The organism is Paraburkholderia panacisoli (assembly GCF_008369935.1).
GTDB lineage: Bacteria > Pseudomonadota > Gammaproteobacteria > Burkholderiales > Burkholderiaceae > Paraburkholderia > Paraburkholderia panacisoli.
In genome coordinates this window covers 52239-77908 of sequence record NZ_VTUZ01000001.1, presented here as the reverse complement: position 1 = coordinate 77908, position 25670 = coordinate 52239, and the positions used below count along the sequence as shown (strand labels likewise).

General features: G+C 66.5%; 22 protein-coding genes. 15 read left to right on the top strand and 7 right to left on the bottom strand.

Annotated features, from left to right (window positions below):
• Positions 1-11: 11 nt before the first annotated feature.
• Positions 12-473 (bottom strand): CBS domain-containing protein, encoded by a 462-nt coding sequence (locus FVF58_RS00350; protein WP_149667975.1) that lies wholly within the window; start codon positions 471-473, stop codon positions 12-14.
• A 239-nt stretch (positions 474-712) separates the two neighbouring features.
• On the opposite strand from FVF58_RS00350, the gene FVF58_RS00345 reads away from it, so the two are divergent.
• The 3 genes from FVF58_RS00345 to FVF58_RS00335 all read left to right on the top strand — a co-directional run bounded on the left by FVF58_RS00345 (position 713) and on the right by FVF58_RS00335 (position 3481).
• The gene (locus FVF58_RS00345; protein WP_246216887.1) at positions 713-2119 is read left to right on the top strand and encodes an O-acetylhomoserine aminocarboxypropyltransferase; all 1407 of its coding nucleotides are present in this window, start codon (positions 713-715) and stop codon (positions 2117-2119) included.
• Positions 2116-2949: an alpha/beta fold hydrolase gene (locus FVF58_RS00340; RefSeq protein ID WP_149667974.1), complete on the top strand. Its 834-nt coding sequence runs from the start codon at positions 2116-2118 to the stop codon at positions 2947-2949. The genes FVF58_RS00345 and FVF58_RS00340 overlap by 4 nt, the downstream gene beginning before the upstream one ends.
• Positions 2950-3160: 211 nt before the next feature.
• A complete protein-coding gene (locus FVF58_RS00335; RefSeq protein ID WP_149667973.1) occupies positions 3161-3481 on the top strand; it encodes an Mpo1-like protein in 321 nt (106 codons plus the stop codon).
• 162 nt (positions 3482-3643) lie between these two features.
• On the opposite strand, the gene FVF58_RS00330 is transcribed toward FVF58_RS00335, so the two are convergent.
• Complete coding sequence (locus FVF58_RS00330; protein ID WP_188130669.1) at positions 3644-4957, bottom strand: YihY family inner membrane protein; 1314 nt, start codon at positions 4955-4957, stop codon at positions 3644-3646.
• A 120-nt stretch (positions 4958-5077) separates the two neighbouring features.
• Here FVF58_RS00330 and wrbA point away from each other — a divergent pair, with 120 nt between their 5' ends.
• The 6 genes from wrbA (at position 5078) to FVF58_RS00305 (ending at position 9516) form a co-directional block, all read left to right on the top strand.
• Positions 5078-5680 (top strand): NAD(P)H:quinone oxidoreductase, encoded by a 603-nt coding sequence (wrbA, locus tag FVF58_RS00325; RefSeq protein ID WP_149667972.1) that lies wholly within the window; start codon positions 5078-5080, stop codon positions 5678-5680.
• On the top strand, positions 5677-6177 hold the full coding sequence (locus FVF58_RS00320; protein WP_246216886.1) for a DUF2069 domain-containing protein: 501 nt from the start codon (positions 5677-5679) through the stop codon (positions 6175-6177). The genes wrbA and FVF58_RS00320 overlap by 4 nt, the downstream gene beginning before the upstream one ends.
• 47 nt (positions 6178-6224) lie before the next feature.
• Positions 6225-7643: an FAD-binding oxidoreductase gene (locus FVF58_RS00315; protein WP_149667971.1), complete on the top strand. Its 1419-nt coding sequence runs from the start codon at positions 6225-6227 to the stop codon at positions 7641-7643.
• 80 nt (positions 7644-7723) lie between these two features.
• A complete protein-coding gene (locus tag FVF58_RS00310) occupies positions 7724-8530 on the top strand; it encodes a metallophosphoesterase (RefSeq protein WP_149667970.1) in 807 nt (268 codons plus the stop codon).
• 33 nt (positions 8531-8563) lie between these two features.
• Positions 8564-8698 (top strand): hypothetical protein, encoded by a 135-nt coding sequence (locus FVF58_RS54090; RefSeq protein WP_281291087.1) that lies wholly within the window; start codon positions 8564-8566, stop codon positions 8696-8698.
• 95 nt (positions 8699-8793) lie between these two features.
• On the top strand, positions 8794-9516 hold the full coding sequence (locus FVF58_RS00305) for an SOS response-associated peptidase (protein ID WP_149667969.1): 723 nt from the start codon (positions 8794-8796) through the stop codon (positions 9514-9516).
• Positions 9517-9608: 92 nt separating this feature from the next.
• Here the strand turns inward: FVF58_RS00305 and FVF58_RS51135 are convergent, their stop codons facing one another.
• Together FVF58_RS51135 and FVF58_RS00300 are read right to left on the bottom strand one after the other, a co-directional pair.
• Positions 9609-9767 (bottom strand): hypothetical protein, encoded by a 159-nt coding sequence (locus FVF58_RS51135; RefSeq protein WP_188130668.1) that lies wholly within the window; start codon positions 9765-9767, stop codon positions 9609-9611.
• Between the two features lie 207 nt (positions 9768-9974).
• Positions 9975-10913 (bottom strand): LysR family transcriptional regulator, encoded by a 939-nt coding sequence (locus tag FVF58_RS00300; protein ID WP_149667968.1) that lies wholly within the window; start codon positions 10911-10913, stop codon positions 9975-9977.
• A 155-nt stretch (positions 10914-11068) separates the two neighbouring features.
• Between FVF58_RS00300 and FVF58_RS00295 the strand changes: the two genes are divergently transcribed.
• From FVF58_RS00295 to FVF58_RS00280, 4 genes are read left to right on the top strand one after another with little or no spacing between them, the layout of a single operon-like run.
• On the top strand, positions 11069-12934 hold the full coding sequence (locus FVF58_RS00295; protein ID WP_149667967.1) for an efflux transporter outer membrane subunit: 1866 nt from the start codon (positions 11069-11071) through the stop codon (positions 12932-12934).
• A 10-nt stretch (positions 12935-12944) separates the two neighbouring features.
• Positions 12945-15182, top strand: a complete 2238-nt coding sequence (locus tag FVF58_RS00290) for an FUSC family protein (protein WP_149667966.1) — start codon at positions 12945-12947, stop codon at positions 15180-15182.
• Positions 15172-15372 (top strand): DUF1656 domain-containing protein, encoded by a 201-nt coding sequence (locus tag FVF58_RS00285; protein ID WP_149667965.1) that lies wholly within the window; start codon positions 15172-15174, stop codon positions 15370-15372. Before FVF58_RS00290 ends, FVF58_RS00285 begins: the two co-directional genes overlap by 11 nt.
• Positions 15373-15385: 13 nt before the next feature.
• A complete protein-coding gene (locus FVF58_RS00280) occupies positions 15386-16261 on the top strand; it encodes an efflux RND transporter periplasmic adaptor subunit (protein ID WP_149667964.1) in 876 nt (291 codons plus the stop codon).
• A gap of 116 nt (positions 16262-16377) precedes the next feature.
• Here FVF58_RS00280 and FVF58_RS00275 read toward each other — a convergent pair whose 3' ends face one another.
• Positions 16378-18054, bottom strand: a complete 1677-nt coding sequence (locus FVF58_RS00275) for a methyl-accepting chemotaxis protein (protein WP_149667963.1) — start codon at positions 18052-18054, stop codon at positions 16378-16380.
• A gap of 519 nt (positions 18055-18573) precedes the next feature.
• On the opposite strand from FVF58_RS00275, the gene FVF58_RS00270 reads away from it, so the two are divergent.
• Together FVF58_RS00270 and FVF58_RS00265 are read left to right on the top strand one after the other, a co-directional pair.
• The gene (locus FVF58_RS00270; RefSeq protein WP_149667962.1) at positions 18574-19824 is read left to right on the top strand and encodes an MFS transporter; all 1251 of its coding nucleotides are present in this window, start codon (positions 18574-18576) and stop codon (positions 19822-19824) included.
• 81 nt (positions 19825-19905) lie between these two features.
• Positions 19906-22020 (top strand): propionate--CoA ligase, encoded by a 2115-nt coding sequence (locus FVF58_RS00265; protein WP_425468892.1) that lies wholly within the window; start codon positions 19906-19908, stop codon positions 22018-22020.
• Between the two features lie 213 nt (positions 22021-22233).
• Here the strand turns inward: FVF58_RS00265 and FVF58_RS00260 are convergent, their stop codons facing one another.
• Both FVF58_RS00260 and FVF58_RS00255 read right to left on the bottom strand, forming a co-directional pair.
• Positions 22234-23073 carry a 5'-methylthioadenosine/adenosylhomocysteine nucleosidase gene (locus FVF58_RS00260; RefSeq protein ID WP_246216902.1) on the bottom strand — a complete coding sequence of 280 codons (840 nt, stop codon included), beginning with the start codon at positions 23071-23073 and terminating at the stop codon, positions 22234-22236.
• Between the two features lie 11 nt (positions 23074-23084).
• Positions 23085-25436 carry a UvrD-helicase domain-containing protein gene (locus FVF58_RS00255; protein ID WP_149667961.1) on the bottom strand — a complete coding sequence of 784 codons (2352 nt, stop codon included), beginning with the start codon at positions 25434-25436 and terminating at the stop codon, positions 23085-23087.
• Positions 25437-25670: the final 234 nt, after the last annotated feature.

The following is a 25670-nucleotide window of genomic DNA, read 5'->3' as shown; positions in this document are numbered from 1 at the left end:
GTCACCGCGCATTAACGCAAGGGCTGCTGGTCCTGCTGCTCTTCCGGCCAGTCGCGGATATAGGCCTTGAGCATGCGGTTTTCGAAACCCTGCTCTTCGACCACCGCCTTCGCCACGTCGTAAAACGAAATGACGCCCATCAGCGTGCGGCTTTCCAGCACCGGCAAATAACGCACGTGATGTTCGAGCATCATGCGGCGGACTTCGTTGACGTCCGTTTCAGGCGTGCAGGTGAGCGGATGATCGTCCATGACCTTGCGGATCGTGGAGGTGCCGACGCTGCCGCCGTTCTCGCTGAGCGTCAGAATGATTTCGCGGAACGTCAGCATGCCGACGAGATCGCCGTACTCCATCACGACCAGCGAGCCGATATCGTGCTCGGCCATCGTATTGACTGCGTCGTGCAGCGTGGTATCCGGTGTGACCGTGAAAAGGGTGTTGCCTTTGACTTTAAGAATGTCGCTGACTCGCATGATCTGTCTCCGTGATACCCGCTAAGCTGGCACTACATGAATGATTTTCGATCCTAGCGGAAAGGCCCATAAAAGGAAAGCGGCCCGCCCACCAAGGCCTGGCGGGCGCTCGCGCTCCCGAATTCGGATCGCGCCGGGCACGCGCATCGGGAAAACCGCGCTTGATGCGAGCCATGCCGGTGATAGGATGGCCGCCACTTTCCCCTTTCGCGAGGCCGCTCGTGGCCCCGCCGCCCACGATGTCCGCCAACCGTTTCGACACGCTTGCGCTGCATGCCGGCGCCGCTCCCGACCCCGCCACCGGCGCGCGCGCCACGCCGATTTACCAGACCACCTCGTTTTCGTTCCGCGACTCGGACCACGCCGCGGCGCTCTTCAATATGGAGCGCGCCGGCCATGTCTACTCGCGCATTTCGAACCCGACGGTGGCCGTGTTCGAGGAACGCGTGGCCGCGCTCGAAAACGGCGCCGGCGCGATCGGCACCGCGAGCGGCCAGGCGGCCTTGCATCTGGCCATTGCCACGCTGATGGGCGCGGGCTCGCACATCGTCGCTTCCAGCGCGCTGTACGGCGGCTCGCACAACCTGCTGCACTACACGCTGAAGCGCTTCGGCATCGAGACGACCTTCGTCAAACCCGGCGACCTCGACGCGTGGCGCGCGGCGCTGCGCCCGAATACGCGGCTGCTGTTCGGCGAGACGCTCGGCAATCCCGGACTCGACGTGCTCGATCTCGCCGCCGTCGCGCAGATCGCGCACGAGCACCGTGTCCCGCTGCTGGTCGACTCGACCTTCACGACGCCCTACCTGCTCAGACCGTTCGAGCATGGCGCCGACTTCGTGTATCACTCGGCCACCAAGTTCCTGGGCGGCCACGGCACGACGATCGGCGGCGTGCTGGTGGACGGCGGCACGTTCGACTTCGACGCGTCTGGGCGCTTTCCCGAATTCACCGAGCCGTACGAGGGCTTTCACGGCATGGTATTCACCGAGGAAAGCACCGTCGCGCCGTTCCTGCTTCGCGCGCGCCGCGAAGGCCTGCGCGATTTCGGCGCATGTCTGCATCCGCAGGCCGCATGGCAACTGCTGCAAGGCATCGAAACATTGCCTTTGCGCATGGAACGGCACGTCGCCAACACGCGCCGCGTGGTCGAGTTTCTTGCCAGTCATGACGCGGTCGAATCGGTCGCCTACCCGGAGCTGCCGACGCATCCCGACCACGCGCTCGCGCAGCGTCTGCTGCCGCGCGGCGCGGGCGCGGTGTTCAGCTTCAATCTGCGTGGCGACCGCGCCGCCGGCCGCAGTTTCATCGAAGCGCTGTCGCTGTTCTCGCACCTCGCGAATGTCGGCGACGCGCGCTCGCTGGTGATCCATCCCGCATCCACTACGCACTTCCGCATGGATGCCGCCGCACTCGCCGCCGCCGGGATCACTGAAGGCACGATCCGCCTGTCGATCGGCCTCGAAGATCCCGACGATCTGATCGACGACCTCAAAGGCGCGCTGAAGGCCGCGCAAAAATCGGCCGGCGCGGCCGCGACGCGTAGCGGCGCAGTGAAGGCGTCCAACGCCGCAGCCGCAGCCGCGAAAACCAGCTTGCCCGGCCAATCCGGCGCCGCAGCACAATCCCGCCCGGAGTCCGCATGATCCTCACCGTTCAAGGCAAACCCGCCTACGCGTACACCGGCGGCAAGCCCTTCGACACCAGCCTGCCGAGCGCGGTCTTCATCCACGGCGCCGAGCACGATCACAGCGTATGGGCATTGCAAAGCCGTTACTTCGCGCACCATGGTTTCGGCGTGCTGGCGGTGGATCTGCCCGGCCATTGCCGCAGCAGTGGACCAGCGCTCACCACCATCACGGCGATGGCCGACTGGCACGCCGCCCTGCTGGACGCCGCCGGCGTGCAGCGCGCGTTCGTGGCCGGCCACAGCATGGGCTCGCTCATCGCGCTCGACTTCGCCGGCCGCTACCCGCAGCGCGCGACGCATCTCGCGCTACTCGCCACCGCGATGCCGATGGCGGTATCCGACGCGTTGCTCGACGCCGCGCTGCATCGCGAGCCCGATGCGATCGGCATGGTCAACCAATGGTCGCATTCGACGCTCGCGGCCAAGCCTTCCTGCCCAGGCCCCGGCTTCTGGCTGCACGGCATGAACCAGCGGCTGATGGAACGGGTCGCGGCGCGCGGAGAGCCGCAGTTGTTCCACACCGACTTCACCGCATGCAACACCTACGCGGACGGCCTCACGCGTGCCGCGCAGGTGCGCTGCGCGACCCGGCTGATCGTCGGCCGGCGCGATGCAATGACGCCGCCGCGCGCGGCCAAAGCGCTCGCCGACGCGCTGGCGCAAACGGGCGCGCCGGTCGACACCGTCACGCTCGAAGCGGGCCACTCATTGATGACCGAGCAACCCGACGCCACGCTCGACGCGCTGTTCAGTTTCGCGTCGAGGCCGCCTCGCGAAGCGCGGTAGCCGTCGTCCGATTGCGCCGGGAATGAGCACGATAAGCGCGCTGAACGAGCCGCGCCATCGTCCGAACGGCCAGGTTGCGCGCGGAGTCCGATAGCCCGACAATGGTTCAGGCCCATTCTGTAGCGAGCGCGTGCGCCGCATGGCGGCACGTGGCGAAACAAACGGGAACAATGGGCATGACGTCGAGGAAGCGTCCACATCGGAGGCCATCATGGCTCATACCGCGCATACCGATCACTTCGCGAGCTTCGCGGAGTTCTATCCGTACTATTTGAGCGAGCATCGCAACCTGGTCTCGCGGCGGCTGCATTTCGTGGGATTGCTGGGCGTGATCGGCTTTCTCGCAATGGCGCTGGCCACCGGCGATTGGCTATGGCTGCCGGCGGCCGTGATCTGCGGCTACGGTTTTGCATGGGTGGGGCACTTCTTCTTCGAGAAGAACCGGCCAGCGACCTTCCGCCATCCGCTTTATAGCCTGATGGGCGACTGGATGATGTTCAAGGACATCTGCGTCGGCAGGATTTCGCTCTAGTTTTGAAGGCTCGCGTCACGGGTCAGGCGCTCATTTCCAACGTCGTGCCGCGATCGTATTGCCGCCATCGCAGACGCATGTCATGGCGGGCTTATGGGTCGCCGGACCCACAGTCCGGCCCCTAAGTCCGCGCAAAACAACCCTCCGCCGCCCCGCTTCGCGTCAAGCCGCCTGATGCGGCATTGAAGGCGCGGCGCGCTCGCTCGCTCCGGCATCTGCCGCCTTGGCCGACGCCCGCGCCGCCAGCAGCGCGGCGAGCGTCACCTTCAGCTTGTCGTTCTCGAGCGACGCCAGCAGCGTGCTGCCGTCCACACGCGTGGACTTCAGCTCGAGTTGATACGCGAGTTCCGCGCGATCGATCACGAACAGGTCGAACAGGCGCTCGACCGTGACCTGCGCCGGGTTCGCCAGCAACAGGAAATGCGGGCCGGCGCTGTCCTCCTGCAGCCGCGCGATCCAGTCGATCTCCTCGAGCCTCTGCAGCAGGTAGAGCGTGATATCCATGTCGCGACGAAGCATCCGTGCAAGCTCGGGCACCGTGTAACCGCGCCCGCCCGCGTCGCGTGCTTCCGAAAGCCGCGCGAGCAGTTCGAGCGAGTCGAACAGATTGCTGCCGTCGAACGTGGGCCGGTGAAACTGGCCGATGCGAATCGCCGGCAACGCGGACGCGATCATGGCGCCCGCGAGCGTGATGAACCAGCACAGGTACATCCACAGCAGGAACAGCGGCACGGCGGCGAACGCGCCGTACACCGCGGTGTAGGTCGGAATGCGGCGCACGTAATAGCCGAAGCCGCGCTTGGCAAGCTCGAACGCGATCGCAGCAGTAACGCCGCCGATCACCGCGTCGCGCCATTCCACGCGGCAGTTCGGCAGATACACATAGAGAATCGTGAACGCGAGCGCCGTCAACGGCAGCGCGGCGCCCGTGAGCGCCCACTCGATCACCGGCGTGATGCGCTGGGCCGCCGTGAAGGTCATCGACTCCGTGAACAGATACGATGAGATCGACAGGCTCACGCCGATCAGAATCGGGCCGAGCGTGATGATCGCCCAGTAGACCAGAATGCGCTGCGCGATCGGCCGCGCCTTGCGCACCCGCCAGATCACGTTGAACGCGGATTCGACGGTCATCATGGTCATCACCGCCGTGACGAACAGCAGGATCATGCCGATCGTGGTCAGCCCTTTCGCCTTGGACGCGAACTGGTTCAGATACTTGAAAATCTGACTGTTCAGTTGCGCTGGCATCAGGTGGTCGGCGAGAAAAAGCTGCAGCGACTCCTGGAACGAACTGAAAATCGGAAACGCCGTGAACAACGCGAACGCAACCGTGGCAAGCGGGACGAGCGCCAGCATCGCCGTGAACGTGAGACTGCCCGCCACCTGCGGAATACGGTCTTCGCTAATGCGCTGCGCGGCAAACCGCGCGAGTCGTTTGAGCGTGTCGAGATCGAAACGCACCCTGGACAACAAACCTACCTCCTGGCTTCGTGAACCGGTGCCGCTGGAGCGCGTGCGCGACCTGGCCGAACGGCCATGGGTGGCCTGTGCAGCGGACCGAGCCCCTATAATACCCGTTCACCGATGAGGCCTATGAAAGACATTCTCGTGCTCTATTACAGCCGTCACGGCGCCACTCGCGAGCTCGCGCTGGCGATCGCGCACGGCGTCGACAGCGTTCCCGGCATGCAGGCGCGCGTGCGCACCGTGCCGGCGGTTTCCACCGTGTGCGAAGCGGCCCAGCCGGAGATTCCCGACGAAGGTCCGCCCTACGTCGAGCTGCGCGACCTCGAGGAATGCGCCGGCCTCGCGCTCGGCTCGCCCACCCGCTTCGGCAACATGGCCGCCGCGCTCAAGTACTTTCTCGACGGCACCACGCCGCAGTGGCTGTCCGGCGCGCTGTCCGGCAAACCGGCCTGCGTGTTCACGTCGACCGGCAGTCTGCACGGCGGCCAGGAAACCACGCTGATCTCCATGATGCTGCCGCTGCTCCATCACGGCATGCTGATCGTCGGCATCCCTTATACCGAGAGCGCGTTGAGCACCACGCAAACCGGCGGCACGCCTTACGGCGCGTCGCATTTCGCTCGCGCGGGCACGGCCGCACAAGGCATCTCCTCCGACGAAAAGACGCTCGCCATCGCGCTCGGCGCACGTGTCGCGCGCACAGCGGCGTCCATGAGCGAAAGGCCATGACCACGCCGATGGGGAAACCGGTCACTACGCCGGACGCGCGAAGCACGACGGCGGCGTCGCCGCGCGAAAGCGCACCGGCCGCCTCGCTCAAGGCGCCACCCGTGCAGCCCAAAACCGCCGCCGCGTTCGGCGCAACCGCCACGCTGCTCGCGCTGATCGTGCTGTCCGTCGCGTGGGAATGGTGGCTCGCGCCGCTGCGTCCCGGCGGCTCGGCCCTCGTGCTCAAGGCGGTGCCACTGCTGCTCGCGCTGCCGGGCGTGTGGCGGCGCCGGCTCTACACGTTGCAATGGGCGTCGATGCTGATCCTGCTGTATTTCGCGGAGGGCGTCGTGCGCGGCTGGAGCGATCATGGACTGAGCGCCCGTCTCGGCTGGCTGCAAGCCGCGCTCGCGGTGATCTTCTTTACCTGCGCGCTGGCCTACGTCGCGCCGTTCAAGCGCGCGGCGAAGCGCGCCGCGAAAGAAGCCGCAAAACAAACCGCCGAACCGAACGCCTGACACCCCGCTTACCCGACATTCCCGCCCGTCCACGCCGACCGACCGTTATGACCCAAACCGCTTTCCTCGCCGCCTGCCGTGACGCCATCGGCGCAGCCCACGTGTTGACCGACCCGCACGACACCGCCCCGTATCTCACCGACTGGCGCCGCCGCTACACCGGCGCGGCCTGCGCGGTGCTGTGCCCGGCCACGCCCGCTGAAGTCGCGGCGCTCGTGCGGCTCGCGCTCGAACATCGCATCGCGCTCGTGCCGCAGGGCGGCAACACAGGTCTCGCTGGCGGCGCCACGCCCGACGAGAGCGGCGCGCAGGCAGTCATCAGCTTGCGGCGGCTGAATCGGGTACGCGACATCGATCCGCACAACAACACGATCACCGTCGAGGCCGGCGTCATCCTCGCCGACGTGCAGCGGCACGCCGAGGCGGCCGGCCGTCTGTTTCCGCTGAGCCTCGCCGCCGAAGGCAGTTGCACGATCGGCGGCAATCTCGCCACCAACGCGGGCGGCACTGGCGTCCTGCGCTACGGCAATACCCGCGAGCTGTGCCTGGGTCTCGAAGTCGTGACGCCGCAAGGCGAACTGTGGGACGGCCTGCGCGGACTGCGCAAGGACAACACCGGCTACGATCTGCGCGATCTGTTCATCGGCGCGGAAGGCACGCTCGGCATCATCACCGCGGCCGTGCTCAAGCTGCATCCGCAGCCTGCCGCGCGTGTCACGGCGCTCGCCGCACTCGCTTCGCCGCATGCGGCGCTCGACTTTCTGTCGCTCACGCAGCGCATCGCCGGACCGCTTCTGACCGGCTTCGAACTGATGTCGGATTTCTGTCTGCGCCTCGTCGGTCGGCATTTCGAGCAGATGCGCTATCCGTTCGCCGAGCCGCATGCGCAAGTCGTGCTGCTGGAATTGTCGGACAGCGAAAGCGAGGCACACGCGCGTGCGCTGTTCGAGCATCTGATGGAAACGGCGCTCGGAGAAGGCCTCGTGCAGGACGCGGTGGTCGCGGAAAACCTCGCGCAGTCGCGCGCGTTCTGGAATCTGCGCGAACATATTCCGCTCGCCCAGGCCGAGGAAGGGCTGAACATCAAGCACGACATCGCGGTGCCGATCTCGCGCATCGGCCACTTCATCGAGACGACCGACGCGGCGATCGCACAGGCGGCGCCGGGCGCGCGCATGGTGACGTTCGGCCATCTCGGCGACGGCAATCTGCACTACAACGTGCAGGCGCCCGAGGGCGTCGACCCGAAGACGTTTCTGCAGCAGTACCAGGCCCCGATCAACCAGATCGTCTACGACAGCGTGCACCAGCATCGCGGCAGCATCAGCGCGGAACACGGGCTCGGCCAGCTGAAAGTCGACGAGGCTGCGCGCTACAAGCAGGACGTCGAGCTGCAACTGATGCGCGCGGTCAAACGCGCGCTCGATCCGCTGAACCTGATGAACCCGGGCAAGGTGCTACGCTAGGAATTGAAGCCTCGCCTCCCCACGCGGGGATGCCCCACGCGGGGATGCCCCACGCGGGGACTTTTGCAGGAGCCGTGGCCGTGAAGATTCGAGTGCTGTCCGATCTGCATCTGGAAAACGACGAGCCCGAGCTGATTCCGCATGCGCACGCGGATCTGATCGTGCTGGCCGGCGACATCCACAATCATGCGGCCGGGCCGCGCTGGGCCGCACAGACCTTCGACGGTGCGGTGCCGGTGGTCTACGTGCCCGGCAATCACGAGTACTACGACGGCGAGTTCGGCGCGCTCGAACGCGCGCTTTACGACGCGGCTGCGCAGGTCGACAACGTGCATGTGCTGAACAATGCGGTGCTGGTCGATCCGCAAGGCCGCTGGCGCGTGCTCGGCACCACCTTGTGGACCGACTTCGCTTTGTACGGCGCGGACCCCGACACGCTCGCCACATCGTTCGACGCGGCACGCCAGGTCATGCTCGACTTCCGCGGGCTGATCCAGGTGAGCTGGCCGCACGACACCCACGACGCCACGCGCGACTTCACCCCCGACGACTCGCTCGCGCTGCACGCCCATGCGCGCGCGTGGCTCGAAGGCGAGCTCGCCAAACCGTTCGGCGGCCAGACGATCGTGGTCACGCATCACGCGCCGCATCGGCTGAGTCTGGCCGAGCGCTACGCGCAGGACCGGGCGTCGGCCGGCTTTGTCAATCATTTGCCGAAGCTGGTGCGCGCACCGGTCGCGCTGTGGATTCACGGGCATACGCACACGTCGTTCGACTACAGCGTGAACGGCACGCGCGTGGTCTGCAATCCGCGCGGCTATTTCGACCGGCGCACCGGGCAGTGGGAAAATCCGCAATTCGCGTGGGACAGGGTCGTCGAGATTTAGCCCGTTTCTGGCACGCCCTTGGGGCCGGACTGGATGGCGCGGCTGGAGCGGACGCATTACGCTGTCGTCGGCGGCTGCGCGCTGGCGGCTGCGTGCCGGCGGCTGGTGCTGGTGGCCGGCTGCCTGTTGTTGCTTGTGTCCCGCTTCGGCGTGCCGGTGGGTGCCTGAAAAACGCGCCAGCAAAATCGGCCGGTTCAACCGCTTCATTGCGGACTCCGCCAGCTTACGGAACCCGCCACGCACGTCGTCACCGGAGATCGCTCATGTGTGGTCGAATCAGCCAGTATCGCGACGCGCATCTTTACGCCAGGCATCTCGGCCTCGCCGATCCGCTGATGCTGTTCGACGCCGCCGACCGCCGTCCCGGCTACAACCTTGCCCCCGGCACGCATCCGCTCGCGATCTATCCTGATCAAACGCTGCGCGCGATTCACTGGGGATACTGCCCGGAATGGGCGCGCGCACAGCATCTGCCGCAGACGATCAACGCGCGCGCCGACGCCGCGCCGACCGCGCGCTATTTCGAGGAATTGTGGAAAACCGGCCGCGTGCTAGTGCCGGCGGACGGCTGGTTCGAGTGGCGCGTCGAAACTTCGCCTGCGACAGCCCACGCGCATGGCGGTTCGGTGCACACCGAAGCGCCGCGGCGCCAGCCCTACTTCGTGCATCTGAAAAAAGACGATCCGATGTATCTGGCCGCCTTGTCGAGCGTGCGCGGCAGCGAGCCGCAAACGGAAGGGATGGGATTGGTGATCGTGACGGCCAGCGTCGATTCGGGTCTGATCGACGTTCACGACCGTCGTCCGCTGGCATTTTCGCCGGATGCGGCGCGCCGCTGGCTGGATCCGGCCTTACCGCCCGACGAACTCGAACGGCTCGCGCGCGGTGCCTGCTTACCGGCCGGCCGTTTTCGCTGGCACCGCGTGAGTCACGAAGTGGACCGCACGCTCAACGACGATCCCGCATTGATCGAAGCGCTGCACTGAAAGCGTGAACGCGCCTCTAACCGCTCAGAAAGAAAAAGCCTTCTCACCACGGCCCCGCGCCCGCCGGCGACGCGCCATGGTGGCGACGAGCATCAACGGTCGTGCCGTCGAGCCTGCAGGTCCGGGCGCTCAACCTTGATCGGCACCAGTTGCGGCTGTTGTTCGCGCAGGCGGCGCAGCAGATCGCGCGATGCGGCGATCCCGATCAGTCCCAGCATGACGGCCACGCCGATCATCAGATGCGTATCCATGAATCCCTCGTCCTTCAGTTGTTGCAATGTGCCGAACGGCAGCGAACTGGCGCGTCCGACCGAAGTGGCAGCGCATGAGTCACACGTTAGCAAATCGTCCGCGGGCGAGAAGTAAGAAAATGTTGCGGCGCGGCAGTTATGTAACGCCCGGTCACGCGGCGGCGCCCTGCCGCGTCAACCCTTGCGGCACGCCCGCCCGGCGCGGCTTCAGGACCGGGCGAATTGCCTCAGCTCATCCTGGTCCGCAGCCAGCGTGGCCGGCAGCTCGTCGCGCAAAAATTCGACCCAGGTGCGGATTTTCGCGTCCAGGTACTGGCGCGACGGGTACAACGCGTACAAATTCATTTCCTGCGATGTGTACTCGGGCAGCAGCCACACGAGTTTGCCGCTGCGCAAACCGCTGATCGCCGAGTAGATCGGAATCAGCCCGACGCCCATGCCCTGCGATACCGCGACCACCATCGCTTCGGCGACGTTCACCTGAAACGTGGTCGCGCCGAGCGTGAACGTTTCTTCGCCTTGCGGGCCGCCAAAGGTCCATTTGTCGGGCGGAAACACCGGCGTGACCATTTGCAGGCAGGTATGGCGCGCGAGATCGGCGGGCGTCTGCGGCACGCCGTGCCGCTCCAGATAAGCCGGCGACGCGCATGCGATGCTGAACGCGCTGCCCAGGCGCTGCGATACCAGGCCGGAATCCGGCAGACCGGTGGCGAGCGTCAGCGCCACGTCGAAACCCTCGTCGAGCAGATCGGGCATGCGTTGCGCGAGCGTCAGTTCGACATGCACGTCCGGATAGCGCTCCTGATAGCGGCCGACCGCCGGCACGACATAGTGCTGGCCGAAGCTCGTCATCGCGTGGACCTTGAGTTTGCCCGACGGGCGCGCATGCGCGTCGCTCGCCTCGGCTTCCGCCTGATCCACGTAAGCGAGAATCTGCTCGCAGCGTTGCAGATAGCGCTCGCCTGCCTCGGTCAGCGCGATGCGGCGTGTGGTCCGGTTCAGCAGGCGCGTGCGCAGATGCGCCTCCAGATCCGAAACCGCGCGCGACGCATAAGCCGTGGTCGTATTCAGATGTTGCGCGGCACCCGTGAAGCTGCCAGCTTCGACGACGCGAACAAATACGCGCATGTTTTGAAGCGTATCCATACCATTCCCTGTTGTTCGGCAGCGATTGTTACACAATTGGCAAAGGCGATTGTCTCACATAACGTAAAAATGCCTTGCACCGTTACCGGTTATTCCCCAATCCATCAAAAAATATAATGAGGTACAAGCGTCTATAGTCAATTTTGGAGGAAATCGTGCAGTCTCCGGTACCGAAAAGGATCTCCGCAGCCGCGGTTCTTACGATCCTATTAACAATCGCCGGCTGTGCAGGTACCGGAGGCATCGCCCCGCAGGACCACGCGACCGAAGCGTCCTCGCTCGACGCGGGCAACGCGATCCGCGCGGCCAACAGTGACGCCCAGTGGCCGGCCGCCGACTGGTGGCGCGCCTATGACGATCCGCAGCTCAACGCGTGGATCGACGCCGCGCAGGCCGGCAATCCGAGCCTCGCCGCTGCGCAGGCGCGCGTGCGCGAGGCGCTGTCGATGGCGGGCGTCGCGCGCGCGGCGCTCGCGCCGCAGGTCAACGGCAGCCTGTCGATCCAGCGCCAGAAGTGGGCCGACAACGTGTACTACGGCCCGGGGCCGCTGGCCGGTGAGCAGTCGTGGAACAACACCGGCACGCTCGGCCTGTCCTATCACCTGGACCTGTGGGGCAGGGACCGCAACGCCGCCGAACGCGCGCTCGACGCCGCCCACGCGAGCGCCGCCGATGCCCGCGCCGCGCAGCTCGAACTGCAGGCCAACGTGGTGCGCACGTACATCGGCATGTCGCTGGACTACGCGCTGCTCGACATCGCGAAGGCGACCCTGCAGCAACAGCAGCAGATCGTGGATCTGGCCAGCCGGCGCCTGAAGGGCGGCATCGGCACGCAGCTCGAAGTGAGCCAGGCCGAAACGCCGCTGCCGGAGTACGAGCGCCAGATCGACGCGCTCGACGAGCAGCTCGCGCTGGCCCGCAACCAGCTCGCGGCGCTGGCCGGCAAGGGGCCGGGCGCGGGCGACGCGATCGGCCGTCCGGCGCTGTCGCTCGCCGCGCCGGCGGGGCTGCCCGCCGCGTTGCCGGCGGAGCTGATCGGCCACCGCCCGGACGTGGTCGCGGCGCGCTGGACGGTGGCCGCGCAGGCACGCGGCATCGACGTCGCCAAGGCGGACTTCTATCCGGACATCAACCTGCTCGCGTCGATCGGCGGCTATGCGGCGATGGGGCCGCTGTTCCAGTTCCTGAAGAGTCCGTCGCACAGCTGGAGCGCGGGGCCGGCGCTGTCGCTGCCGATCTTCGACGGCGGGCGGCTGCGCGCGCAGCTCGGCGCGGCGTCGGCCGGTTATGACGAGGCGGTGGAGCGCTACAACCAGTCGATCGTCGGCGCGCTGAAGGACATCTCCGACCAGGTGATCCGCATGCGTTCGCTGGCGACCCAGGCCGACGACGCGGCCCGTTCGGTGGCGGCGGCGCAGCGCAACTACGATCTGTCGCGCGAGGGTTACCGGCGCGGGCTGACCGATTATCTGAACGTGCTGGTCGCGCAGAACCAGTTGCTGCGCGCGCAGGAAGGTGTGGCGAAGGTGCAGGCTGAAAGGCTGGGCGCGCATGCGTCGCTGATGACAGCGCTCGGCGGCGGGCTGGATGAACCGGGTAATGGACCGAAGGCGGATGAGACGCTGCCGGGGCATGGCAAGGGGAAGGCGGCCATCACGGGCGACACTGCGCCGAAGGCGGCAAACGCTTCTGTGGCAGCAGGTTCGGTTCAGCCCGTGCCTAGCCATGCTGTCACCGGCGACGCGACGGACGGCAGCGGCAATGCCTCTGCGAAGGCGGCAAACGCTTCTGTGGCAGCGGGTTCGGATCAGCCCGTGCCTGCCAGCCAGGCTGTCACCGGCGACCCGACGGGCGGCAGCGGCAACGACTCTGCGAAGGCGGCAAACGCCTCGGCGCACGCCGGGGTGGCCAGCCACGCGCCCACCCCTGCGCGCATCGGCAATCACGCCGTAGCCACGACCGCCACGAGCACCGCGGCAACCACGGCGCGCGCCAGTGCCACCGCCCCCGCGGCCGAGTAAGGAAGCGCCCATGTCCGCCTCGTCCTCTTCCCTCGCGCGCCCCATCTCCCTCGCTGCCCTGCGCACCGCCGTCACCGACTGGGCGCGCACCGACGGCCTCACCTGGGTCTACCTGTTCAAGGCGCTCGCCGCCTGCTTTCTCGCGCTCGGCCTCGCGATGAAGCTCGACCTGCCGCAGCCGCGCACCGCGATGACCACCGTGTTCATCGTCATGCAGCCGCAAAGCGGCATGGTCTTCGCCAAGAGCTTCTACCGCATCTGCGGCACCCTCGTCGGGCTCGTCGTGATGCTCGCGCTGATCGGCCTGTTCGCGCAGCAGCCGGAGCTGTTCATCGTGTCGACCGCGATCTGGGTCGGCATCTGCACCGCGGGCGCCGCGCGCAACCGTAACTTCCGCTCGTACGGCTTCGTGCTGGCTGGCTACACCGCCGCGCTGATCGGCATCCCCGCCGCGCAGCATCCGGACGGCGCGTTCCTCAGCGCGCTCACGCGGGTCGCCGAAGTGGTGCTCGGCATCGTCTGCGCGGGCGCGGTCAGCGGCCTGGTGTTCCCGCAGTTCGCCGGCCTGCAGATGCGCAGCACCGTGCGCGCGCGCTTCTCGGCGTTCGTCGAGTACGTGTCGGCGTCGCTGGCCGGGCACAACGACCGCGCGCGCATCGAAGCGACCAACGCGCGCTTTGTCGCCGACATCGTCGGCTTCGAGGCCGCGCGCAGCGTGGCCGTGTTCGAAGGCCCCGACTCGCGCAGGCGTGGCGGGCGCCTTGCGCGGCTGAACAGCGAGTTCATGACCGCCTCCACGCGCTTTCATGCGCTGCACCAGCTGATGAACCGGCTGCGCAACACCGGCGCGGCCAGCGCGATCGCCGCGCTCGAACCGTATTTCAAGGAAATCGCGCCGCTGCTCGCGAAGTCCGGCGAACCGGTGCTGAGCGCCGCCGATGCCGCGCACGCCGCCGCCCAGCTCGACGCGTTCAGGGCCGCGCTGCCGGCGCGCGTGCGCGCCACACGCGCCGAACTGCTCAAGCATGCCGACGCCACGCAGCCCGACGCGCCGCTGCTCGACTTCGACACCGGCGCCGAACTGCTGTTCCGCTTCATCGACGACCTGCACGCGTATGCGGCCACCTACGCGTCGCTCGCGCTCGACACGCATTCGCGCGAGCGCTGGATCGACCGCTACGAGCCGAAGACCAACGCGCTCGCCGCAGGGGTCGCGGGCCTGCGCGCGGCCCTCGTGATGATGGCGCTCGGCGCGTTCTGGATCGCCACCGCCTGGCCGAGCGGCTCGACCCTCACGCTGAACGCGGCCGCCGTGTGCGCGCTGGCGTCGTCCTCGCCCGATCCGAAGCGCACCGTGTTCCAGATGGCCGCCGGCACGCTGGCCGCCACGTTCATGGGGATGCTCGCGGTGTACGGGGTGTTTCCGCACATCGACGGCTTCGCGCTGCTGTGCGCGGCGCTCACGCCGTTCCTGCTGCTCGGCGTGTTCATGACCACGCGGGCGGCGCTGGCCGGCTACGGCGTGGGCTACTGCATCTTCTTCTGCTTTCTGGCCGGCCCCGACAACGTGATGCACTACGACCCCAGCGCGTTCATGAACGACGCGCTGGCGCTGGTGCTGTCGATGCTGGTGTCGTCGGTGGCGTTCGCGGTGCTGCTGCCGCCGTCCACGCCCTGGCTGCGCCACCAGCTGCTGGTCGACCTGCGCCGCCAGGTGGTGCTGGCGGGCCGCGCGGGGCTGCGCCGGGTGCGTTCGCGCTTCGAGAGCGGCGCGCGCGACCTGATGGTCCAGATCAACGCGCTCGCGCCCGACGAGCCCGAACTGCGGCGCGACACCTTGCGCTGGCTGTTCTCGGTGCTCGAGGTGGGCAATGCGGTGATCGATCTGCGCGGCGAGCTCGCGGCGCTGCCCGTCGATGCACGCTACGCGAAGTCGACGCCGTGGCGCGTGGCGCTGCGCACGATGGGCGACGCGTTGAGCGCGCTCTTCGGGCAGCCGCGCGAGGACCGCTTCGAACGCGCGCTGGCGAGCACCGCCGACGCGATCGCCGCGCTCCAGCAGCTGCTCGCCAGCTTCACGCCGCCGCGCGAGGAGCGGCATCGGTTGCAACGCATCCTCAGCCAGCTGCATTTCATCCGTACCGCGCTGCTCGATCCGCAATCCCCGCTCGAACCCTTGATGGGTGAACGCAGGGGTGACCACAGCGACCGGGCCAGCGCCCCAGAAGGAGTTCCCCATGCCACGTGACATTGCCGTTTTCGACGCCTACGTGCCGGCCATCGTGCTGCTGTTCATCGCGGGCGCGGCGCTCACCTGGGTGCTGGACCGCGTGATCGCCTGGACGGGCCTGTATCGCGTGGTGTGGCATCCGTCCCTGTTCCGGGCCAGTCTGCTCGTATGTGTGTGCGGCGTGCTGGGTCTCGCCGTTTATCGTTGACCAGAGTCGAACCATGACCATCCGAAATCTCGTTGGCTTCATCGCGACAGCCATTGTCTTTATCGTTGCGATCCTGATTGGACGCGTGCTGTGGGTCCATTACATGGATGAACCGTGGACCCGCGACGGGCGCGTGCGCGCCGAGATCGTGAACGTCGCGCCCGATGTGTCGGGCGCGGTCGTCGATCTGCCGGTGAAGGACAACCAGCTGGTGAAGAAGGGCGACCTGCTGATGCAGATCGATCCGTCGCACTACCAGATCGCGGTCGAACAGGCGCAGGCGGCAGTGGCCGCGCGCAAGGCCGAGCTGCAGATGAAGCGCGACGACGCGCAGCGGCGCGCCGATATGGATGCGCTGGTGGTGTCGAAGGAAAGCCGCGAGAACGCGACGCATACGGCGTCGGCGGCCGAGGCGTCGTACCAGCAGGCGCTGGCGGCGCTCGATGCGGCCAAACTCAATCTCGAACGCACGCGGGTGGTGTCGCCGGTCGATGGGTATGTGACGAACCTGAGCGTGTTCCGCGGCGACTATGCGACCGCAGGCGCGGCGAAGCTGGCGATCGTCGACAGCCACTCGTTCTGGGTGTATGGGTACTTCGAGGAAACCAAGCTGCCGCATGTGCGCGTCGGTGACCCGGCTGAAGTCCGGCTGATGAGCGGCGGCACCTTGCAGGGACACGTGGAGAGCATCTCGCGCGGGATCTACGATCGCGACAATCCGGAAAGCCGTGAGCTGCTCGCCGATGTGAATCCGACCTTCAACTGGGTGCGCCTCGCGCAGCGCGTGCCGGTGCGCGTGAAGATCGATGCGGTGCCGGATGGGGTGGTGCTGGCGGCGGGGATTACGTGTACGGTGGTTGTGAAGCCCGACGCCACCAAGTCGAGCTGACCAACGACGCATCAAGCGCCACCGCGTGGTCCATGCATTCAAGTTCGAGCATGAACCACGCAAACACAATCAGCGACCAGCGACCAGCTACCAGCGCCGCAAAAAACCAACCCGCTTTACAGCCTGAACTTCCCCACCATTGCCTTCAAACCGCGCGCCTGATCGTCCAGCGATCGGGCCGCGGCAGTGGCCTGCTCCACCAGTGCGGCATTCTGCTGTGTGCCCGAATCCATCTGCGTGACCGCGAGGTTGATCTCCTCGATGCCGGCGCTCTGCTCGGACGACGCCGCCGAAATCTCGCCCATGATGTCGGTGACGCGCTTGACCGCTTTCACGACTTCATCCATCGTCGCCCCGGCATCCTGAGCCAGCGCCGAGCCATTGCCCACGCGCTCGACCGACGTGTCGATCAAACCTTTGATCTCCTTGGCGGCAGCGGCGCTGCGCTGCGCGAGATTGCGCACTTCAGCGGCGACCACCGAGAACCCGCGGCCTTCTTCGCCCGCGCGCGCCGCCTCGACTGCCGCGTTCAACGCCAGAATGTTGGTCTGGAACGCGATCCCCTCGATCACGCCGATGATGTCGCCGATGCTGCGCGCGCTATCGTTGATGTCGTTCATCGTCGCGACCACGCGACTCACCACCGCGCCGCCCTTCTCCGCGATCTCCGACGCGTTGTTCGCGAGCGTGCTCGCCTGCTTCGCGTTGTCGGCGTTCTGGCGGACCGTCGAAGTCAACTGCTCCATGCTGCTGGCGGTGCGTTCGAGCGCCATCGCCTGCTGCTCGGTGCGTTGCGACAGGTCCAGATTGCCCATCGAGATTTCGCCCGACGCGGTCGCAATCGCGTCCGCGCTCGACGCGATGTCGGAGACGGTCGTCGCGAGTCCGCTTTGCATGTCGTGCAGCGCGTACAGCATGCTGGAGCGGTCTTTACGGCCGAGCGCGATCTGGTTCGACAGATCGCCCGCCGCGATGCGGCTCGCGATTTCCTTCGCGTACGCCGGCTCGCCGCCGAGCTGGCCGGCGAGCCGGCGCACCACCCACTCGCTGATGCCGAACGCGAGCACGATCAGCGCGAACGTCATCGCGGCGATCATCACGAACGACGAGTGGTAGATGAAACCCGACGCGTCGATGGTCGCCTTCGCGGCGGTGCCGCGCTGCGCGACGAGTTCATCGACGAGCTTTTCGAGCTTGCCGGTTTCGACCAGCAGCGACACGTCCTGGGTGCCGACCTGCCAGTTCATCTGCGACAGGTCGAGCGGCTGCGCTTTCACGAGCGTCACGAAGTCGCGCAGATGACCGCTCCACACGGTGACGGCTCCGGCAAACGCCTTCTGCTGCTCGACTGCCTTCGCTTCCGAGGTGTCGACGTACTGCTGCAGCGTGGCGAGTTGCGCGCCGAGACCGGCGAGGCCGCGCTCGATGTCCGCGCCGAGTTCGTCGCGCTCCTTCGCGGTGGTCGCCGTCAGCAGCATCTTTTGTGCGCGGCTCGCTCGCAGCATGTGGCCGCGCGCTTCCTCGGCCGCGCGGCTCGCGACGTGACCCTGGTCGTAGATGGACTGCGTGGACGCGTTCAGACGATGGATCTGCGTGAGCGAAAACATGCCGATCAGCAGTGTGCCGATCAGCAGCACCGCGAACGCGGCGCGCAACATCGCCTTCACCGACCAGCCCTTGCGCATCACGGCATTTGCACGGCCGCCCTGAGCGCGCGACGGCGTCGCGTGCGCCGCCGGTCCGTCCGTCAAGAACCCCGCGTTGTGCTGATTGCCTGGCGAAACTGCTTTCATATTCCCCGTCCCCACGTGTAGAGCTGCCGGAAAGGTTGGTCCGGCATTGCTGCTTATCTCTCCGGGTCTACGGCCGCCGCGTCCGCGATCTTTAATGTCTTTTGACGCCGCTCGCCCATGGCCGCCGCGTGTCGCCCGGTCCTCGACGCGCGGCTTTGTAAGCCGCGCGCCCGCGACGGTGTTTATACACGGCCAAAAATCGGCCAACCGGATTTATCAGCCACCGGCCGGGCTCTCCGCCGCCGCACACCAGCAATCCGCCGCCGACACGCTCACAGTGCAGCCGGCGCCCGGTTTTGGTACGCCAGCGGCTTCGCCGATGTACGACCATGTCCGATTCGCGACAAAACTTGTCCTTACAATTCACTCAAGCCACATTAAACTTCGTGAAACGACTGAAAGGGCCGGAAGTCGCGTCAAAGTGCCGCGGCAGCCAGAACGTAAAACGACGACCTGCCGGCAACAGCTCAACCCTATTCACCACACTTTTTCTCTCTCATTTTTTCTCTCACCCAGCGTATGGAAACGAGCCTCGATAAAAACGCCCTCGCCGGCGCTTCAGCCGGAAGCGGCGGCGCCGCCCAGCCGGCCGTCAAAATTCAGCGCACGGTCTATTCCGTGCTCGGCGCGATCAGCTTTTCGCACCTGCTCAACGACATGATCCAGTCGTTGATCCTCGCGATCTACCCGATGCTGAAGGACAACTTTTCGCTGTCGTTCGGGCAGATCGGGCTGATTACGTTGACCTACCAGATCACCGCGTCGCTGCTGCAACCGCTCGTCGGCATCTATACCGACAAGCATCCGAAGCCGTATTCGCTGCCCGTCGGCATGGGCTTCACGCTAGCCGGCCTGCTGCTGATGTCGATTGCGCCGAGCTTCGGCGTGCTGCTGGTGGCCGCGGCGCTGGTCGGTTGCGGGTCGTCGGTGTTCCATCCGGAATCGTCGCGGGTCGCGCGCATGGCCTCGGGCGGCCGGCACGGACTCGCGCAGTCGCTGTTCCAGGTGGGCGGCAACGCGGGATCGTCGCTCGGGCCGCTGCTCGCCGCGCTGATCGTGATTCCGCACGGCCAGCGCAGCATCGCGTGGTTCTCGGCGGCGGCGCTCGCCGCGATCGTCGTGCTCACGCAGATCGGCCGCTGGTACAAGCAGCATCCGTCAGTGAAGAAGGCGCGCGGCCAGGTAGCGCACGCGACGCTGTCGCGCAACAAGGTCATGCTCGCGATGGGCGTATTGATCCTGCTGGTGTTCTCCAAGTACTTCTACCTTGCGAGCATCAACAGCTACTTCACGTTCTATCTGATCGACAAGTTCCATCTGACGGTGCAGGCCGCGCAGATCCATCTGTTCGTGTTCCTCGCGGCGGTCGCGGCGGGCACGGTGATCGGCGGTCCGATCGGCGACAAGATCGGCCGCAAGTACGTGATCTGGGTGTCGATCCTCGGCGTCGCGCCGTTCACGCTACTGCTGCCGTACGCGAACCTGTTCTGGACCGGCGTGCTGACGGTGATCATCGGCGTGGTGCTGGCCTCGGCGTTCTCAGCGATCCTCGTCTATGCGCAGGAGCTGATTCCCGGCAAGGTGGGGATGGTCGCGGGGCTGTTCTTCGGCTTCGCGTTCGGCCTCGGCGGGATCGGCGCGGCGGTGCTCGGGCAGCTGGCCGACGCCACCAGTATCGCGTTCGTCTACAAGGTCTGCTCGTTCCTGCCGCTGATCGGCGTGCTGACTGTGCTGCTGCCGGATGTCGAGGGCAAGCGCGCGAAGGCGTGAGCGGCTTGTTCGCAAGTTGCATTCAGGGGAAAGGCGCTGCGGCGCCTTTTTCTTTTTGCGCAGCGAGCGGGCGCAGCCGACATGCATTGCCTGACCCCGCGTCATCGCGCCGCCGCGTCATCGGCCCGGCATCGCGGCGACCCTATTTCCGCTCATGGTGAACCCGCGTTGCCCGCCGCACGGCGCGTGCTCTATGCTTGTGCGAGCACACACGCCGCACTCGCGCCGCGCTACAGGGCGCATGCCCCGCCATCGACATCGTTCACTCACGCAGCAGAAGGATCGCCGCAGATGACCAGCTACCGCGACTTCCACCGCCGTTCGATCGAGAACCCCGAGGATTTCTGGCGCGACGAAGCGCAGCGGATCCACTGGCACACGCCGTTCGACACCGTGCTCGACCACTCGAAACCGCCGTTCGCGCGCTGGTTCGTCGGCGGCCGCACGAACCTTTGTCATAACGCGGTGGACCGCCATCTGGCCGCGCGCGCCCAGCAGAACGCGCTGATCTACGTGTCGACCGAGACCGGCATCGAGCGGCGCTACACCTACGCCGAGCTGTACGCGGAGATCAACCGGATGGCCGCGGTGATGCGCTCGCTCGGCGTGAAGCGCGGCGACGTCGTCCTGCTCTATCTGCCGATGATCCCCGAGGCGCTGTTCGCGATGCTCGCGTGCGCGCGTCTGGGCGCGATTCACTCGGTGGTGTTCGGCGGCTTCGCGGCGCCCAACCTCGCAGCCCGCATCGACGACGCGAAGCCCGTGCTGATCGTGACCGCCGACGCCGGCGCGCGCGGCGGCAAGGTTATCGACTACGCACCGCTGATCGACGAAGCGCTCGCGCGCGCGAAGCACAAGACGCCGAGCGTGCTGCTGGTCGACCGGCAACTCGCGCCCGCGCGCCTGAACGCGCGCTACCTCGTCGCCTACGAGCCGCTGCGCGAGCAGTTCTTCGACGTGCACGTGCCGTGCGAATGGCTCGAATCGAACGAGCCCTCGTATGTGCTGTACACCTCGGGCACCACCGGCAAGCCCAAGGGCGTGCAGCGCGATGTCGGCGGGTATGCGGTGGCGCTGGCCGCATCGATGGAACACATCTTTCAGGGCAAGCCCGGCGACACGATGTTCACCGCGTCGGACGTGGGCTGGGTGGTCGGCCACAGCTACATCGTCTACGCGCCGCTGATCGCGGGACTGACCACCGTGATGTACGAAGGCACGCCGATTCGTCCGGACGGCGGCATCTGGTGGCGCCTCGTCGAACAACACAAAATCAATCTGATGTTCACCGCGCCGACCGCGCTGCGCGTGCTGAAAAAGCAGGACCCGGCGCTGCTGAAGAAGGCCGATCTGTCGAGCCTGCGCACCCTGTTTCTCGCCGGCGAGCCGCTCGACGAGCCGACCGCAGCGTGGATCTCCGACGCGCTCGGCAAGCCGGTGATCGACAACTACTGGCAGACGGAAACCGGCTGGCCGATGCTGGCGATCCCGCGCGGCGTGGAAGCGCTGCCCACCAAGCTCGGCTCGCCAGGTGTGCCGTCGGCCGGTTTCAATCTGACGCTGCGCAACGAGCTGACCGGCGAGCCCTGCGCGCCCGGCGAAAAAGGCGTGCTGACGCTGGACTATCCGCTGCCGCCGGGCTGCATGTCGACAGTGTGGGGCGACGACAGCCGCTTTGTCAGCATCTACTGGTCGAGCATTCCGGATCACCAGGTCTATTCGACCTTCGACTGGGGCGTGCAGGACAAGGACGGCTACGTGACGATTCTCGGCCGCACCGACGATGTCATCAACGTAGCCGGCCACCGGCTCGGCACGCGCGAGATCGAGGAAGCGTTGTCGAGCCACGCGGCGGTCGCGGAAGTGGCGGTGGTCGGCGTGACGGATGCGGTGAAGGGTCAGGTGGCGATGGCCTTCGTGGTGCTGCGCGGCGCGCAATCCGATGCGGACCCCAGTGAGCGCGCGCGGCTGGAAGCCGAACTCGCGGCGACGGTCGATCGCCAGCTCGGGGCGATTGCGCGGCCGTCGCGCGTGGTGGTGGTGTCGATGCTACCGAAGACACGCTCGGGCAAGCTGCTGCGCCGCGCGATCGCGGCGCTTGCGGAAGGACGCGAGCCGGGCGATCTGCCGACTATCGAAGATCCGGCCGCGTTGCAGCAGGTTCGCGAGGCGCTGGGCGAGGTGGGAAAGGCGTGATTGGCGGGATGCGCGGAGAAGCTCGGTGAGTGAGCTGCGCTGGGGAACTTCGCTGGGGGCCCAGCTGGGAGGCCAGGCTGAGAAGCGACGCTGAAGAAGCGTAGCTGACAAAGACAGGCCGAAGAGCCGCGCGAGGGAAGCAGCCTAAAAAATAGCCCGAAAAGCGCGCGCCGTCATCCACCCAGCCCCGCGCGCCCTTCAGCCCTCAAGCGCTCAAACCTGCGCCGTCCGCGCATCAAGAAAGCGCGTCAGAATCGCGTTCGAATAAGCCCCCGCGATCTCCGTCAGAAACGACACGAACGACTCCGGGGCATGATCGTCGGCGGTATCGGAGATCGTGCGCACGACCGCGCACGGCACGCCGTATTCATGGCAGACCTGCGCGATCGCCGCACCTTCCATCTCGACCGCGAGCGCATCCGGCAACGCATCGCGCAACGCGTTCACACCCGCCGCGCTCGCGACGAACTGATCGCCGCTGACGATCAAGCCACGATGCACGCGCGGCTCGCGCGTGCCGAAGCGCGCCGCCGAGGCCACGCCCTCTTCCGCGACAAAACGCTCACACGCCGCGGCGAGCCGGTCGGCCAACGCCGCATCGGCGGCAAAACGCGACACGCCCAGCAACGGCACCTCGAAACGCGGAAACAGCGGCGATGCATCGAGATCGTGCTGCAGCAACGCATCGGCGACGACGATATCGCCGACCCGCACGTCGCCCCCGACACCGCCTGCCACGCCCGTGAACACGACCGCGTCGACGTCGAACGCATGGATCAGCGCGCTGACGGTCGCGGCCGCCGCGACCTTGCCGATGCGCGCCAACGTGACGACGCACGGCGCGCCGTGGACGGTGCCCAGGTGATAGTCACGCTGACCATGCGTAATCGTGCGCACGCCGGACTCGGCGCGCATCGCTTCGATCAGATCGCCGAGTTCCTGCGGCAAGGCCGCCAGAATACCCAGCGGACGATGCGAGGCCGGCGCGCCGCTACGGTTCACCGGGATATCAGGCGTGCTTGAGCCAGCCACGTTTGCGCTCGTCCCACCCATTTCGCCGCCGCTCATTCCACCGCCTGCAATTTCGCGACCGCGAGCGCCAGCCACTTCTCGCCGTGCCGCTTGAACTTGACCTGCGCCTTCGAGTCGTTCCCGCCGCCCTCCAGCGCGGTGATCGTGCCTTCGCCGAACTTTGTATGGAACACCTGCTGCCCCACGCGAAAGCCCGTCTCGGCCGCGCGCTGCTCGTTCGCGAAGGCCGGCAGCGGCGCCGGCGTCGACGATGCCGGGCCCGTATAGCCCGGCCGCGCAAACCAGTCGCGCCCATAACCCGCGTTATCCGAACGGCCGCCCCAGCGCGCGCCCGCCTCGACCTTCGGCGTGAGCCACTTGAGCGTTTCCTGCGGCAGTTCGTCGAAGAAGCGCGAACGGATGTTGTAGCGCGTCTGCCCGTGCAGCATCCGGCTCTGCGCGAACGACAGATACAAACGCTCCTTCGCCCGTGTGATCGCCACGTACATCAGGCGCCGCTCTTCCTCCAGACCGTCCGATTCCATCGCGCTGTTCTCGTGCGGGAACAACCCCTCTTCGAGGCCGGTGATGAACACCGCCGTGAATTCGAGACCCTTGGCCGCGTGCACCGTCATCAGTTGCACCGCTTCCTGGCCGGCTTGCGCCTGGTTGTCGCCCGCTTCGAGCGACGCGTGCGACAGGAAACCGGCGAGCGGCGTCATCGTGTCCGGGTTTTGCGCGGGATCGGCGATGCCGGGCGCGTCCAGCACGACGGTATTCGGATCGTCGCTGGCGACCGCGAGTTCGGGCGCGGCAGTCGCGCCCGGGCGCAGCGGAATCGAGCGCGCCGGCGTGTCCATCCCGTAGCCCTCTTCGCTGACAAACGCGGCGGCCGCGTTGACCAGTTCCTGCAAGTTCTCCAGCCGGTCCTGGCCTTCGCGCTCGTTCTGATAGAACTCCGCGAGACCGCTCGTGCGGACCACGTACTCGACGGTTTCCGGCAAGCTCATCTGCTGGGTTTCCGCGCGCATCTTGCCGATCAGGTTCGCAAAGCCGGCGAGGCTCGATCCCGCCTTGCCCGCGACGTACGGAATCGCCGCGGCCATCGAGCAGTTGTACAGGCGCGCCGCGTCCGCAAGCTGTTCGATCGAGCGCGCGCCGATGCCGCGCGTCGGGAAATTGACGACACGCGCGAACGCGGTGTCGTCGTTTGGGTTGTCGATCAGGCGCAGATACGCGAGCGCGTGCTTGACTTCCTGGCGCTCGAAAAAGCGCAGACCGCCGTACACGCGATACGCGATGCCCGCATTGACCAGCGTGTGTTCGATCGTGCGCGACTGTGCGTTGCTGCGGTAGAGAATCGCGATCTCGCTGCGCGATGTGCCGGTGCTGATGAGCGCCTTGATCTCCTCGACGATCCAGCCGGCTTCCTGCGAATCCGTCGCGGACTCGTACACGCGCACTGGCTCGCCGTGACCCGCGTCGGTGCGCAGATTCTTGCCGAGGCGCCGCGAGTTGTTGGCGATCAGCTGATTCGCGGCGTCGAGAATATGGCCGTGCGAGCGGTAGTTCTGCTCAAGCTTGATCAGATGGCGCACGTTGAACTCGTGCTCGAAGTCGCGCATGTTGCCGACGTTCGCGCCACGGAATGCGTAGATCGACTGGTCGTCGTCGCCGACTGCGAAGATCGCGTTGCTCTGGCCCGCGAGCAGCTTGAGCCACGCGTATTGCAGCTTGTTGGTGTCCTGGAACTCGTCGACGAGAATGTGCCTGAAGCGCGCCTGATAGTGCGCGCGCAACGGCGGATTGTGCGCGAGCAGTTCGTAGCAGCGCAGCAGCAGCTCGGGAAAGTCGACCACGCCTTCACGCTGGCATTGCTGGTCGTAGGCTTCGTACAGCTCGACGAATTTGCGGTTGAAGTTGTCGGTGGCATCGACGTCTTTCGGCCGCAGCCCCTGTTCCTTCGCGTTGTTGATGAAGTACTGCAGGTTCTTCGCCGGGTACTTCTCGTCGTCGATGTTGAGGCCCTTCATCAGACGCTTGATCGCGGACAGCTGATCCGCGGTGTCGAGAATCTGGAACGTGGCCGGCAGCCCCGCGTCGCGATGATGCGCGCGCAGCATCCGGTTGCACAGGCCATGGAAAGTGCCGATCCACATGCCGCGCGTGTCGATCGGCAAGAGCGCCGACAGACGCGCCATCATTTCGCGCGCGGCCTTGTTGGTGAAGGTCACCGCCAGAATCGTGGCGGGCGACGCGAGACCGTGCTGGATCAGCCACGCGATGCGCGTGATCAGAACGCGGGTTTTGCCGCTGCCCGCACCGGCGAGAATCAGCGCGGGCTCATTGGGGAGCGTGACGGCGGCATGTTGTTCAGGGTTTAGATTGGCTAGCAGATCGGGCATTTTTTGGGGACGGGCGGCAGGTCGTTCGACATTATATGCCGCGGCGGGGGATGGGTTTTTTTGGGGTTGGCGGGTTGGCTGTGGTGGTCTTCGCCGTGTTGGCCTTTCCTTGAATGCCCGTGAGAAGAATCACCGGACTCAGCGGGCGGCGGTGGCTAGTTCAATTCGCGCAATGGACGCTCGCTTGGTGTCGGTATGGATCAAGTGCCGAAGTTGCCGCTTGATTCTGTCGCT